The organism is Accumulibacter sp. (assembly GCF_016789985.1).
Lineage (GTDB): Bacteria > Pseudomonadota > Gammaproteobacteria > Burkholderiales > Rhodocyclaceae > Accumulibacter.
Window position 1 is genome coordinate 1 of record NZ_JAEUOL010000181.1, and the last position, 13,574, is coordinate 13,574.

16 protein-coding genes are annotated in these 13,574 nt (G+C 60.4%); 14 read left to right on the forward strand and 2 right to left on the reverse strand.

Annotation, left to right across the window (positions count from 1 at the left end; translation table 11 throughout):
* The 7 genes from ccoO to JNK99_RS10770 form a co-directional block, all read left to right on the forward strand.
* A partial coding sequence (gene ccoO / locus JNK99_RS10740; RefSeq protein WP_291852630.1) for a cytochrome-c oxidase, cbb3-type subunit II occupies positions 1-498 on the forward strand: 498 nt, incomplete at its 5' end.
* Positions 499-502: 4 nt separating this feature from the next.
* Positions 503-697 (forward strand): cbb3-type cytochrome c oxidase subunit 3, encoded by a 195-nt coding sequence (locus JNK99_RS10745; RefSeq protein WP_291852633.1) that lies wholly within the window; start codon positions 503-505, stop codon positions 695-697.
* Positions 694-1,599 carry a cytochrome-c oxidase, cbb3-type subunit III gene (gene ccoP, locus JNK99_RS10750; protein ID WP_291852636.1) on the forward strand — a complete coding sequence of 302 codons (906 nt, stop codon included), beginning with the start codon at positions 694-696 and terminating at the stop codon, positions 1,597-1,599. The genes JNK99_RS10745 and ccoP overlap by 4 nt, the downstream gene beginning before the upstream one ends.
* Positions 1,600-1,896: 297 nt before the next feature.
* The gene (ccoG, locus tag JNK99_RS10755) at positions 1,897-3,312 is read left to right on the forward strand and encodes a cytochrome c oxidase accessory protein CcoG (RefSeq protein WP_291852638.1); all 1,416 of its coding nucleotides are present in this window, start codon (positions 1,897-1,899) and stop codon (positions 3,310-3,312) included.
* Entirely contained in the window at positions 3,309-3,863 is a 555-nt protein-coding gene (locus JNK99_RS10760) for a FixH family protein (RefSeq protein WP_291852641.1), read from the forward strand. Before ccoG ends, JNK99_RS10760 begins: the two co-directional genes overlap by 4 nt.
* A 5-nt stretch (positions 3,864-3,868) precedes the next feature.
* Positions 3,869-4,009: a DUF3149 domain-containing protein gene (locus JNK99_RS10765; protein WP_291852644.1), complete on the forward strand. Its 141-nt coding sequence runs from the start codon at positions 3,869-3,871 to the stop codon at positions 4,007-4,009.
* A gap of 625 nt (positions 4,010-4,634) precedes the next feature.
* Positions 4,635-4,988 (forward strand): TonB family protein, encoded by a 354-nt coding sequence (locus JNK99_RS10770; protein WP_291852647.1) that lies wholly within the window; start codon positions 4,635-4,637, stop codon positions 4,986-4,988.
* Here the strand turns inward: JNK99_RS10770 and JNK99_RS10775 are convergent.
* Positions 4,966-5,529, reverse strand: coding sequence for an NUDIX hydrolase (locus tag JNK99_RS10775; RefSeq protein ID WP_291852651.1), 564 nt, complete (start codon positions 5,527-5,529; stop codon positions 4,966-4,968). The genes JNK99_RS10770 and JNK99_RS10775 overlap by 23 nt on opposite strands.
* A gap of 345 nt (positions 5,530-5,874) precedes the next feature.
* On the opposite strand from JNK99_RS10775, the gene motA reads away from it, so the two are divergent.
* The 3 genes from motA (at position 5,875) to JNK99_RS10790 (ending at position 10,093) form a co-directional block, all read left to right on the forward strand.
* Complete coding sequence (gene motA, locus JNK99_RS10780) at positions 5,875-6,732, forward strand: flagellar motor stator protein MotA (protein ID WP_291852655.1); 858 nt, start codon at positions 5,875-5,877, stop codon at positions 6,730-6,732.
* Between the two features lie 32 nt (positions 6,733-6,764).
* The gene (gene motB / locus JNK99_RS10785) at positions 6,765-7,721 is read left to right on the forward strand and encodes a flagellar motor protein MotB (protein ID WP_291852658.1); all 957 of its coding nucleotides are present in this window, start codon (positions 6,765-6,767) and stop codon (positions 7,719-7,721) included.
* Between the two features lie 125 nt (positions 7,722-7,846).
* Positions 7,847-10,093 (forward strand): alpha-amylase family glycosyl hydrolase, encoded by a 2,247-nt coding sequence (locus JNK99_RS10790; protein ID WP_291852662.1) that lies wholly within the window; start codon positions 7,847-7,849, stop codon positions 10,091-10,093.
* A 153-nt stretch (positions 10,094-10,246) separates the two neighbouring features.
* Here JNK99_RS10790 and JNK99_RS10795 read toward each other — a convergent pair whose 3' ends face one another.
* Positions 10,247-10,855, reverse strand: coding sequence for a glutathione S-transferase C-terminal domain-containing protein (locus JNK99_RS10795; protein WP_291852665.1), 609 nt, complete (start codon positions 10,853-10,855; stop codon positions 10,247-10,249).
* Between the two features lie 124 nt (positions 10,856-10,979).
* Here JNK99_RS10795 and purB point away from each other — a divergent pair, with 124 nt between their 5' ends.
* The 4 genes from purB (at position 10,980) to JNK99_RS10815 (ending at position 13,514) form a co-directional block, all read left to right on the forward strand.
* Positions 10,980-12,347, forward strand: coding sequence for an adenylosuccinate lyase (purB, locus tag JNK99_RS10800; protein ID WP_291852668.1), 1,368 nt, complete (start codon positions 10,980-10,982; stop codon positions 12,345-12,347).
* Positions 12,347-12,676, forward strand: coding sequence for a hypothetical protein (locus tag JNK99_RS10805; RefSeq protein ID WP_291852671.1), 330 nt, complete (start codon positions 12,347-12,349; stop codon positions 12,674-12,676). The genes purB and JNK99_RS10805 overlap by 1 nt, the downstream gene beginning before the upstream one ends.
* 3 nt (positions 12,677-12,679) lie before the next feature.
* Positions 12,680-13,000, forward strand: coding sequence for a DUF2322 family protein (locus JNK99_RS10810; RefSeq protein ID WP_291852674.1), 321 nt, complete (start codon positions 12,680-12,682; stop codon positions 12,998-13,000).
* A 220-nt stretch (positions 13,001-13,220) separates the two neighbouring features.
* Positions 13,221-13,514 carry a cytochrome c gene (locus JNK99_RS10815; protein WP_291852677.1) on the forward strand — a complete coding sequence of 98 codons (294 nt, stop codon included), beginning with the start codon at positions 13,221-13,223 and terminating at the stop codon, positions 13,512-13,514.
* Positions 13,515-13,574 lie beyond the last annotated feature (60 nt).

Below are 13,574 nucleotides of genomic sequence, written 5' to 3' on the forward strand. Positions count from 1 at the left end.
ACCACCGAGCCGGTGACCGGGCTCAAGCCCTACGATCCGGTGCGCCTGACCGGCCGCGACGTGTATGTCCGCGAAGGTTGCTTCCTGTGCCACTCGCAGATGATCCGGCCGTTCCGTGCGGAGACCGAGCGCTATGGCCATTATTCGGTGGCCGGTGAGTTTGTGTACGACCACCCCTTCCAGTGGGGTTCCAAGCGCACCGGGCCGGATCTCCATCGGGTCGGCGGGCGCTATTCGGATGAATGGCACCGTGCGCACCTGATCAATCCGCGTGATGTCGTTCCCGAGTCGAACATGCCCGCTTTTGCCTTCCTCGAGAAGGCGCCGGCCGATGCGAGCACCATCGAGGCAAAGATGAGCGCTCTGCGCAAGGTCGGCGTTCCCTATACCGACGAAGAGATTGCCGCCTCGCGGAAGCAGCTTGAAGGCAAGAGCGAACTCGACGCCCTCATCGCCTACCTGCAGGGGATGGGCCTGGAAATGAAGAACGCCAAGTAAGCGTATGGATATCAACGATCTGCGATCCATCGTCACCGTCGTCTCCCTGCTGACCTTTCTTGGTGTGGTGTGGTGGGCGTACGGCGTGAAGGGCAACAAGAAGCGCTTCGAAGAAGCAGCGATGCTGCCGTTCACCGATGAAGAAGCGGATCGGGCCGAACTGGGCCTGGATCGCAACGGACAAAGGAAAGCATCATGAACGATTTTGTGAATCAGTTTTGGAACTGGTATGTGATTCTGCTCGTGCTGGTAAGCATCATCGCCTGCGGCGTGTTGCTGTGGACGCAGAGCCTGCCGCCACCGAGCAAGGTTGACACTACTGGCCACGTGTGGGACGAGACCCTCGAGGAGTACAATAACCCGCTGCCGAAATGGTGGATGTGGCTGTTTTACATCACGGTGATCTTCTCGCTGGTGTATGGCGTGCTTTATCCGACCTTCGGCAGCTACCAGGGAGTGCTTGGCTGGTCTTCGAGCGGTCAGTTGGCGAAGGAAGTGGCAAAAGCGGATGAGCAAACCAAACCCTTGTATGCCAAGTACCTGAAAACCGATCTGAAGGCGCTGGCGGCCGACAAGGAGGCCAACGAGACGGGCAAGCGGCTGTATCTGACTTACTGCATGCAGTGCCATGGTGCCGATGCGCGTGGCTCGAAGGGGTTTCCGAATCTTGCCGACAACGACTGGCAGTGGGGTGGCGAGCCGGCGCAGGTCGTCGAAACGATCAGCAATGGCCGGATGGGCGTGATGCCGCCGCATGCCCAGCTCGGAGGCGAGACAATCAAGGATCTGGCCAATTACGTGCGTTCGCTGTCGGGTCTGCCGGCCGATTCCGTGCGCGTCAGCAAAGGCCAGGAGGCGTTCAACAGCGCTGGTTGTTCCGGTTGCCACGGTCAGGATGGCAAGGGCATGCACGCCCTGGGGGCGCCCAACCTGACTGACAAGATCTGGCTTTACGGCAGCTCGGAGGCAACGATCATCGAGACCATCACGAAAGGGCGCAACAACCAGATGCCGGCCTGGAAGGAGTTTCTCGGAGACGAGAAGGTACATGTCCTCGCCGCGTACGTGCTGAGTCTGAGCCCAGGTGCTGGCAGCAAGTAATTGCAGGTGATATCGACGGAGCGGCGGTGCCGCTCCGTTTTCTTTCGCGTGGTCAACGACTGGCCGACCGAGCCACCGTGGACTGCGAGACATGTGTGCCAGCCGCCCACTGCAACCGTTCGTGGGAGCCATGGTTCCGCCGGATCAGCGCCGACGGCAGCGCAGGCGACAACACAATTCGTTATGCCTGTCGTCATGAGCTAATCCTCCGGTGACTGATTCAGATCAAGTTCGCTCTCGAGCCAGAAGGTAATATTAGAGTTTGGTGTAATTCTGAAATAGATCGGAGCCAGGATCATGGACCAAACGGCCGGCAGCAGGGCCAAGGCAGTTCCCATAAACGTCGACGGCTTGTACGAGAAGCACAAGACGGTCTATGCGCGCAGCGTCGCAGGCACCTTCAACAACTGGCGCTGGGCAATGGTCTTCTTCACCCAGGCCTTGTTCTACGGTCTTTGCTGGCTTGACTGGGGCGACCGCCAGGCGGTGCTGTTCCACATCGTCGAACGCAAGTTCTACATCTTCGGCCTGGTATTCTGGCCGCAGGACGTGATCTATCTGGCGATCCTCCTGGTCATCTCGGCGTACGGCCTGTTCCTCGTCACGGCGGTCGGTGGGCGCCTGTTCTGTGGCTACGCTTGCCCGCAGACCGTCTACACCGAGATCCTGATGTGGATCGAACGTAAAATCGAGGGGGAACGGCCGGCGCGAATGAAGCTCGACGCGCAGCCAATGAATGCGCGCAAGTTGCGCCTGAAGGCCACCAAGCATGCACTCTGGTTGCTCGTTGCCCTGTGGACCGGGATCACCTTCGTCGGCTATTTCACACCGATCAAGGAATTGCTTCCGGCGATCGCCAGTTTCGAACTGGGGCCCTGGGAGGCTTTCTGGATTTTCTTCTATGCTGCCTTCCTCTACATGATGGCGGGTTTCCTGCGCGAGCAGGTCTGCAAGTACATGTGTCCCTACGCCCGTTTCCAGGGGGTGATGTTCGACCCCGATACGCTGATCATCAGCTATGACCCGGAACGGGGTGAGCCACGCGGCGCGCGCCGCAAAGGCGCAGCGGCGAAGTTGCCGCCGCTCGGTGATTGCGTCGACTGCAGCATCTGTGTTCAGGTTTGTCCGACCGGTATCGATATTCGCAATGGCCTGCAACTGGAGTGCATTGCCTGCGCTGCCTGTATCGACGCTTGCGATCAGGTCATGGACAAGGTGGGATCGCCGCGCGGGCTGATCCGCTACTCGACCGAGAACGCTCTCGCCAAGCACTATACGGCGCGCGAGATGGTCGCTCACCTGTTACGTGCACGAACCCTGCTGTACACCAGCATTCTTCTCGCCATCATCCTGGCGACCGCCTGGAGCCTCGCACACCGGGTGCCGCTGAAGGTTGACGTGCTGCGCGACCGTTCGACGCTGTCACGCGAGGCCGACGACGGGCGCATCGAGAATGTCTTCAGTCTGCACATCTCGAACACCGACGAGACAACGCATCGCTATGCCATCAGTGTCAGCGGGATAGAGGGTATGGATATCGTCGGCGAGCACCTGGTGGAAGTCCCTGCCGCGTCATCAAAGACTTTTGCACTGTCAGCGCGCGTCGAACCGGATACCGGCAGGAAGGGATCGAACCTGATCTACTTCGAAGTACGGGCGGAAGATGATGACCAGATCGCCGTGCGTGAGAAGACAAGCTTCTTCCTGCCATGACCAACCCCTTGCACACGGCTGCACCACCGTGGTACCGGGAGCCATGGCCATGGCTCCTGATGCTGGGTCCACTGATCGTCGTCATTGCCGGCTTCTTTACCGCCTATCTGGCGGTGATCAGTAATGATGGATTGGTCGAGGACGATTACTACAAGCAGGGGCTGGGGGTCAATCAGCGCACCGCGCGCGATCAGCATGCCGCCGAATTGAAGATTGAGGCCGATCTCGTGCTCGGCGGCGACGGCGAGCGAATTCGCGTTCTGCTGCGCGCCAACGAGGGTTTTCGCTTGCCGGAGGCACTGGGTTTGCGCATTGCTCACCCCACACGTCCGGGTTTCGATCAGAAACTGGTGCTTCCCGCCGAGGGAGGAGGGAGCTATGCCGGCAGGCTGACACCCTTGCATGGGCGCTGGCATGTTACGCTCGAGGACGATCGGCAGGAATGGCGTCTGGTGGGCGATTGGGTGGCGGAGAAGCAGGCGGTGTTGCGTTTGACAGCCCCGGTTGCGGCAACCGTTGCAGGGCAGGGCGATTTGGCGAGGAGGAGGTAAGAGAGATGGCTTGGGATTTGCTGTTTTCGACCGACTACGGGCTGTTTAGCTTGTTTGTCATCGTGTTCGTGATTGGCATGTCGGTCTGGTTTTCGCGTTTCTTCAGCAGAAAGATTCGCGAGGATCAGGCTCAGACTGGCAAGTAGGGCGACCGACGGCCGTGGCCGGCTCTGGCCGGCCGGGAAGTTACTGCAGTCAGCCCCGCAGGCAAGCATCGGAGAGGGGCCAGAAGTGTTCGTGGCCAGGGTTGTACTTCACTTCACGCTCGCGTGCTCCGCATGACAACGTGCCTGCCGGCCGCCCACCGGGTGTTCCAGGCCCGTAAAGGGGCCACGGTACGCAGCGTGGTTTTGCGCCGTGCCGCTGTCATGATGGCCGGGGTGCGACCCAATCGTTCGCTCGATGCTTGAGTCGCCGCGTACGCGCCTGCTGTCTGCCCTGCTTGCCTCGTTTCTGCTGCATGCGGGGTTGTTGACTCCGGTGTTCAGGCGGTTGCCTCCACCGTCTGTGATGGCGCCGGCTGCCATCGAGGCAGTGTTGGTAGCAACTGCGAATACTGCGCATACGCTGCCGGCCAGAGTGACCCCGGAAGAACCTGCACCAAAGACGCGGTCGCCAGTGGGAACGCCTGTGCGCGCTCGGCCGACACAGCCCGGGACGGTCCGGCGGCTCGCCGACGATGCTCTCCCTGCCCGACGCGAGCCCTCAGGCGAACCGCGGCTGATTGTCGCGCCGACACCGGCGGCTAACCGTGACACGCCAGCCGAAGCTTTGCCGGCCGCCATAGCAGGCCCGACGGGAGGGTCTGCAGGGGGGGTAAGTCCTGACGACCTGCGCCAGTACCGTGTCTCCCTGGCGGTCGCTGCGCGCCGCTTCAAGCGCTATCCGGTGCTGGCGCGGGAGCGTGGTTGGGAAGGGCGGGTCGAGGTGACGGTCAGTATGAGCGCCTGGCAGCCGCGTCCGCTGGTTTCGCTGGCGCGTTCCAGTGGGCGCGCGACCTTGGATGAGCAGGCCATTACCATGCTCGAGCGGGCTTCGGCAAACACGGCGCTGCCTGAAGGCCTCAAGGGGAGGGAATTCAGCCTCCTGCTGCCGATCGAGTTCACACTTGATGAAGATCGCTAGCCAGTCGCTGATCACGCTGGATGGTCTCCTCGTGAAAGCCGAAGTGACCTGCCTTGCGGTCGGAAAAATAGGCCTGCAGGCTTAGCGTGACGCTCTGAAAGGCCAACGATTTCCAGGGCAGGCTGTCTTCGGCGAAGAGCTCCGCCTCGAGCGTCTCGAGGCCTGCGGAGAAGTCCGGGTCGAGCAGTTGCGCGCGGTAGAACAGATGGACCTGGTTGATGTGTGGCACATTGACCAGCGAGAAGAGCTGCCTGATGTCTACCCGGGCGCAGGCTTCTTCCAGCGTCTCGCGGATTGCTGCCTGACTGGTCGTCTCGCCATTTTCCATAAAGCCCGCAGGCAGCGTCCACCGGCCGTAGCGTGGTGCAATGGAGCGTCGGCAGAGCAGTATCCGGTCCTGCCACTCGGCAATGCAGCCGACCACCAGCTTGGGATTGAGGTAATGAATCGATCCGCAATGTTGGCAGACGTGACGTGGCAGGCTGTCACCCGCGGGGATCGCCAGTTGGACGGGGCCACCGCATTGACTGCAGAAATTCATCCTTCAAGTTCCTCGGGCAGTGTCATTTGACCACACGATGAGTGTATATGATTTTCGCCACACTGCGCAGGGCGCCGACTGGACGCTTACCAGCGGCCTGTCTTGCCGTGTGTTCTGACTCCGTGTGAGCGGCCGGAGCGGCCGGCGACGTTGCATCTTGGCGGAGACGAGCCGGAGCAATGAGAAAAAGAGCCCTTCTTCGCCCAGAAGCGCGCTGTGGCAGTGGTCGTGCAGTGATTCCTGCAATTGCCGGATGCCCATGCTGCCCAATGTGGCTACAATGCGCGACAGCAATCGGCTGCGGTCTGCTGCAATGGCGGCACGCACCGTGAAGAGGGAGGGCGGATGTTTCTGATTGTCGGGTATGTGATCATTCTGGCTTCGGCCTTGGGGACGTATGCGGTTCACGGCAGCCTGGCCGCCCTGTGGGTACCGCTCGAGTACATCGCAATCGTCGGCCTGACGATTGGTGGCTTTGTCGCTTCCAACGACATCAAGATCATCAAATCGACGGTCGGCGCGCTGCCAGGAATTTTCAAGGGTTCCAAGTTCAGCAAAGCGCTTTACATCGATCTGCTTGCGATGCTCTTCGAGGTGTTGTCCAAGGTGCGCAAGGAAGGGCTGATGTCGATCGAGAACGACGTCGAGAATCCGCACGACAGTCCGATCTTCGGCAAGTACCCGGCGCTTTCCGGCGACCACCACGTGATGGCATTCATTACCGACTACCTGCGGATGATGGTGGGCGGCAACCTCAATGCGATCGAGATCGAAAGCCTGATGGACATTGAAATCGAGACCCACCATCACGAGGTGGAGACTCCCGGCCATGTGATGTCCAAGGTTGGCGATGCGGTACCGGCGTTCGGTATCGTTGTCGCGGTCATGGGGGTGGTCAATGTCATGGGTTCGGTGGGCGAGCCGCCCGCCGTGCTGGGGAAGATGATTGGGGGAGCACTGGTCGGCACCTTCCTCGGCATTCTGATTGCCTACGGGTTTGTCTCGCCGCTGGCCAATCTGCTCGAGCAGAAGGCGCAAGAAGGCTCGAAGATTTATCAGGTCATCAAGGTCGTCCTGCTCGCGTCGATGTCGGGTTACGCACCGCAAGTGGCCGTCGAGTTCGGGCGCAAGGCGCTGGCTGCCGACGTTCGCCCGAGTTTCCGCGAACTCGAGGAAGAACTCAAGAATCGCAAGGGCAAGTAAGCGGTGCGCGGGTGCCTGACCGGGGAGATTGAATGAGCGACGATGTGCGGCCGATAGTCGTCAAGCGCGTGAAGAAAGTTGCGGGTGGTCACCATGGTGGCGCCTGGAAGATCGCCTACGCCGATTTCGTGACCGCAATGATGGCTTTCTTCCTGCTGATGTGGCTGTTGGGGTCGACTGCCAGCGGTGACCTGAAGGGAATCGCCGATTTTTTTCAGAATCCGCTGAAGATTGCCGCACAGGGTGGGTCGGGAACGGGCGATAGTTCGAGTGTGTTGAAGGGTGGCGGCAAGGATCTGACGCGCACTGCGGGTCAGGTCAAGAGTGGCGACATCGATGCCAAGAGCAAGACGGTGAACCTCAAGGAGACCAACGCGGAGCAGGCACGCAAGGAGTTCGAGGAGCGCGAGAAGGTGATGCTTGGTGAATTGAAGGCGAGCATCGAGAAGCTGATCGAGAGCAATCCTGCACTCAAGCAGTTCAAGAATCAGTTGCTGATCGACATCACCAGCGAGGGATTGCGCATCCAGATCGTAGACGAACAGAATCGGCCGATGTTCGACACCAGTAGTGCCGACGTCAAGCCTTACACGAGGGTGATTCTGCGCGAAATCGGCAGGGCGCTGAATGCCGTCCCCAACAAGTTGAGTCTGTCGGGTCACACCGATGCTGCCCAGTTTGGCGGAGGTGACAAGGGGTTTTCGAACTGGGAGTTGTCGGCCAATCGTGCCAATGCGTCGCGGCGTGAGTTGATCGCGGGTGGCATGGACGAGCACAAGGTGTTGCGGGTTGTCGGGCTCGCTTCCACGGTATTGTTCGACAAGAATGATCCGCTGAGTTCGATCAATCGTCGGATCAGTATCGTGGTCCTGAACAGAAAGACCGAGGAGTCGCTATTGCAGGAGGACGGCAAGGGCGATGACGTGGAAGTCGGTGGACCGGGAATCGGCGTCAGCGCAATATCTTCCGGGAAGACGACCGGACAGTGAGACTGACGACAGTGGGTGATGATCCGGGAGTGGATTGCCACTGGCAGATCCAGGCAACCAGACTGCCGGCGTTGGGGACTGGCGCACGATCATCCTGATCGATCACTTGTGGGAGGTAAACGCGTATGGGAAGAAATTGGGTTCGCCGTTGCTTGCTGGCCATCTTCCTAACCGCCGCAAGCGCCGGCCCGGTTCACGCGCTGGAGTCCGGCAGCAGCGAGGAGACTCGTTACGGTGCGCACTTCGGAGACGACGGCTGGGTACATTTCGTCGTCCACGCACCCGAGGCCACCGCGGTCGAATTGCTGCTCTACCCCGGACCGCGGGCACAGGCCCCCAGGTATCGCCTCGGCATGATCCGTTCCGGCGACGATTGGAAGGTGCGGGTTCGCGGGCCAAGGATAGGACGGGGCCTGTTCTACATGTACCAGGCGAACGGTCTGCGTCGCGCCTCTCCTGAACACCCCTACGGAGCTTTGTTCAACCAGGCCTATGTGCTCAACGACCCTTACGCCTACCGAACCGACAACGTCAGGTACGACACCTTCTTCAAGGATGTCCCTTTTACCGACATGCCAGGTCCGGTCTATGCCGGTGGTGGCAAGAGCATGGTTTATGACCATTCCCGAGATCCCTTTCCAGGACACGTCCAGATCAGGCCCGAAGACCTGATCGTTTACGAGTTGCATGTCCAGGACTACACGGCGACGCTTGCCGGGTTGCCTGCCAGCCAACGTGGCACCTATCGGGGACTGACGCGTGGCGGTCTCAAGACACCGGCGGGTCTATCGGCAGGCATCGATCATCTGGTCGACCTGGGCGTTAACGCCGTCGAGTTGATGCCGGTCATGGAATACGACGAACAAACCGGGAATGAAGCCGGCCGCCTCAACCACTGGGGCTACATGACCACCAATTTCTTCGCCCCGGAAGCGCGCTATGCCTCTCGTCCGGGGCGCCAGGTGATCGAACTGAAACAGTTGGTTCGCGCGCTGCACGAGCGTGGGATCGCGGTTTTCATGGATGTGGTGTACAACCACAGCGGCGAGCAGGGGCCGTGGGTGGCGAATGGTCGGCTGGCAGCCAAGTGCTTCAACCTGATGTGTCTGGCTGCCGACCGGATATACCGCGGAACGCCGGACAAGCGCCACTACATGAACAATACGGGTACAGGCAACGATCTTGATTTTTCCGGCGGTCAGCGCTTCAGCAAGCAACTGGTCAGGGACTCGCTGGCCATGTGGCATCAGGTTTACGGGATCGATGGCTTCCGTTTCGACTTGGCACGAATCCTGGCCGAAGGGTCCGACGATGCGGCCGACTGGGTGGACAACGATCCCCGCTATGCGGCGGCACATCTTCATGCCGAACCCTGGGATATGGGCGGGCAGTGGTGGGACTTCATGGACAGTGGTGGCTGGAGCGCCGACAACAACCGCTGGGCCAAATGGCTGGGGCGCTATCGCGACAAGGTCCGCCGCTTTTCCCAGTCGGCGCTCAAGGACCCTGCGACCTTCAAGCAACTCATCGAGGGTTACGGGGCAGTGGGCGACGGTAACGGGCCGGCCGCATCAAGTCGCCCGTGGCGGTCGATCAACCTGGTTGCCGTACATGACGGCTATACATTGCGCGATTGCACCTGGTTCAACGATTCCGACGGGTCGCAGAACTGCTGGGACAGCAACCAGGACGAGAACCTGCGGCGCCAGAGGGAAAAACTGCTGCTTGGCATTCTGTTCACGTCGCAGGGCATACCAGTCCTCCTGCAGGGCGACGAATTCGGTCAGACCAAGGCCGGAGCGGTGTCACAGGAGGGGGCGCGCAACAGTTACAACTACGAGTCCAGCACCGGCGATCTGACCGTGAACCGGGTTAACTGGATCGATTGGCGTCTCAAGGACGGGGACAACAGTGTCTCGCCGACCGGCCCGCGTTACGGCGGTGAGCTGTTCCGGTGGACGCGGGGCTTGATCAGCCTGCGCAAGCAATGGGGCCATTTCCGGCGCAGCGAGTTCGCACGCTACGTACGTGAAGCCCCGGACGACCGGTCCGGACCGAGTAATGATGGTGGTTACACCTATAGCTGGGAGGGTCCGCCGAGTGGGGAGCCGTCGCAACTCGCCGTCGTCTGGTGGGGCAAGGCGGGTGAGCCGGATCTGATGGTCATCTACAATGAGCGTTGGGAACCGTTTACGGTCAACAATCTGCGCGACTGGTCTCAGGGCAACTGGAAAATCCTCGCTCGCTCCTGGCTTGCCTCCGGGGACGATCTGTGTGCTTCGGCCGATTGGGCGAAGTCCTGTCCCGATGCAGGCGAACTCATCACGGTGGCCGCTCGCTCGATGGCCATTCTGGTCAGCGACAACAACTAGGGCGGGCTGCGGGGGAGGCCGGGTTTTCCTTTTGCCTAGTCCGCGAAGCGACTACGGACGCCCTGTCGGGTGGCGAACGTGTGGCGACGAGTGGGCAAAACGCAGAGGGCCGCCTTGTCGCGTCAGGCAGCCCTCGCTTGGTGCTCGGCCGAGTCAGGCTTGCGGAACGGTTTCCATAAAAGCTGGGCGGCGCATCAGCTTGTCATAGAGGCGAGCCAGGTTGGGGTGCTTTTCCCGCCAATCGATCTCCGGAAAGCGGAAGACGAGATAACCGAGCGCGCAGCCGACAGCGACATCGGCGAGCGAAAAATGGGTTCCCATGCACCAGTTGTGATCGCCAAGCTCGCTGGACATGTACTCGATGGTCTGGATGATCTTTGTTTCCTGGCGAGCAATCCACTCGGGATTCTGCTGCGCCATGGGCCGCTTTTTCTCCAGAAAGACGAGTGCGGCCGCATCGCACAGCCCGTCGGCCAGTGCTTCCCAACGCTTGACTTCGGACCGCTCTCGATTCGGTCCAGGCATCAGCTTGTTGTTGGGAGCGACATTGTCGAGGTATTCGACAATGACGCGCGAATCGAACAGGGCGGTGTTGTCGTCGAGCAGCAGCACCGGAATCTTGCCGAGCGGATTGACGTTCGCCACCTGGTTTTCCGGGGTCCACGGAGAATCGATTCCGAAATCGTAATCGATCTTCTTCTCGGCCAGGACGACGCGCGTCTTGCGCACGTAGGGGCTGGTTAGTGATCCGATAAGCTTCATGTGATTCCTGAATGTAAAAAGCTGCGCAAGATTATAGCATCGTGCCTGGATCCGGTTTACGGGTGCATCGCCGAGGCAGGTAAAATAGAAGACTGTGCCGCCTAACCGTCGAGGACGTCCCTGTATGCCTTTTTCTCAGCTCACTTCCCTGTCGCCACTGGATGGTCGCTATGCCAGGAAGCTGGATCCCTTACGTCCCGAGTTTTCGGAGTGCGGCCTGATCAGGCGTCGCCTGCAGGTCGAGATCGAGTGGCTCAAGGCCCTCGCCGCTGAACCGCATTTTGTCGAGATACCGGACTTCTCGCCGGCGACCCGGCACGAACTCGATACCCTGCTGGCCGACTTTGGTCCGCAGCAGGCCGCCGAGGTGAAGGAAATCGAGGCGGTGACCAATCACGACGTCAAGGCGCTGGAGTATTGGATCAAGAAGCGCCTGGCCAGCAACGTGGAGGTCATGGGTGTCGCAGAGTTCATCCACTTCGCCTGCACTTCGGAGGACATCAACAATCTGGCGCATGCGCTGATGTTGCAGGCGGCGCGCGACCAGACCATGCTGCCGATGCTGGACCGACTGCTCGAATGCCTGTGCGATCTGGCGCACGAGTTTGCCGCGCTGCCGATGATGTCGCGCACGCATGGTCAGCCGGCAACGCCGACGACCTTGGGTAAGGAAATGGCCAACGTGGCTTTTCGCCTGCGGCGAGCCCGCTCGGCGATTGCCGGGGTCCGGCTGTTGGGCAAGATCAATGGCGCGGTCGGAAACTACAATGCACATCTGGCAGCCTATCCGGGCTATGACTGGGAAAACTTTGCCCGACGCTTCGTCGAATCACTGGGCCTACAGTTCAATCCCTATACGATCCAGATCGAACCGCACGACGCCCTGTCGGAGTTGTTTGATGCTTTTGCGCGAGCGAATCTGATCCTGATCGACCTCAATCGCGATGTCTGGGGCTACATCTCGCTTGGTTTCTTCCGCCAGAAACTCAAGGCTGGCGAGATTGGCTCGTCGACCATGCCGCACAAGGTCAATCCGATCGACTTCGAGAATTCGGAGGGCAATCTTGGGCTGGCCAATGCACTGCTCCGCCATCTGGCCGATAAACTGCCGGTCTCGCGCTGGCAACGCGATCTGACCGATTCGACCGTCTTGCGCAACATGGGCGTCGCCCTAGGCTATACGCTGCTGGCCTATGACTCGTTGCTGCGCGGTTTGAACAAACTTGAAGCCGATGCCGATCGCCTACATGCGGATCTTGACGCCAACTGGGAACTGCTGGCCGAACCGGTGCAGACGGTGATGCGTCGGCATGGTGTAGCCAATCCCTACGAAAAACTCAAGGAACTGACGCGTGGCAAGCGCATTGCGCGTGAGGACATGCAGGCGTTCGTCGAATCACTGGCGATTCCGGCCGCAGCCAAGGCCGAATTGCTGGAATTGACTCCCTGGACTTACACCGGACTGGCCAGTGAGCTGGCGAGGAGAGTCTGATGTCCGGCGAAGGCAGAGTCCTGGAAACGCCAAAGCCGGTATCCGATGGCGATCCTGAAATGATCGTCTGCCCCAGCTGTGAGCAGTTGGTTCCGCAGGGCTCTTCGTACTGTCCGCATTGTTGTGGTGAGGACGGGCGGCGCGGTGCGATCGGACGCGGTGCCATGTTCGGCTGGCTTTTCGGTTTCCTGGTGGGCGGTCTGGCGAGCGCCGCGTGGTCTTCGGTGGTTGGCACCGAGCAGACCACCTGGACCCCCGTGCTGACGATGACCTTCGGCTGCGCCTTGGCGGGCGTGGTTATCGGAATCCTCCTCAACTGGCGGAGGTGAAGGGTGCCATCGTTCGCCGAGAATCTCAGGAAGCTGCCAGGAATTTCTCACCTCGCCGCCATACGACTGCTCGATACGGAAGGTAAGGTGGTCGCCAGTGTAGACAACCGGGCCGGAAGCCAGGGTGCACTGGTGGTGTATAACCATCTGGCGCAGACCTACGGGGCGATCACGCCGGAGGCCGCCCGCAAGGGACTCGAGCTCTTTGCCGAGCACTGTGAGTGCGCGCTGGCCAACCCCGGCAAACATCCAAACATCGATCGCCTCTTCCTCCTCATCGAAGAGCACAGAACGCTGCGCACCAAGCACATCTTCGCGGTGTGACTTGCCGTCGGAGGCGCAGTTTCTGCGACCTGGGTTACAGCCTTCCAGGAGCACCTGATCTAGGCTGCGGGGCGGCCGGAAGAGAAGACCGGCATGCGTTGAGCACTGGTTTGTCGTATACCCTTGACGTAGAGAAAAAATCAAAAAGACTATTGTCGCCCTGCTGCTCGCCGGCATTTCGATTGCCGTTTCTGCCCAGCAGGCCTTGAAACCCGAGGAAATGATCAAGTTCCGCAAGACCGGATACAGCTTCATGTCGTGGAACATGGACAAGATCAAGGCCAACCTCGAAGGCAGCTACAGCAAGGAGCAGGTCATGGCCGCCGCCAACGTGGTCGCCGCGGCGGCCAGTTCGGGAATGGGGGCGTTGTTCGGGCCGGGTACCGACAAGGAGGCCGCGGGCCAGACGAGCGGCGTCAAACCGGAGTTCTTCAACCTAAATTCCTCTGTTAGCCCATTGCGGCAGCCAGACCAGGAGGGGCCAGGGCCGTGTGCCGCGGCATCTTGGGTTTGACTGCGATGATTTTGTCGACGATGTAGCGAACCAGTGCAGGCCAGCGGGCGGCTTTCGGCA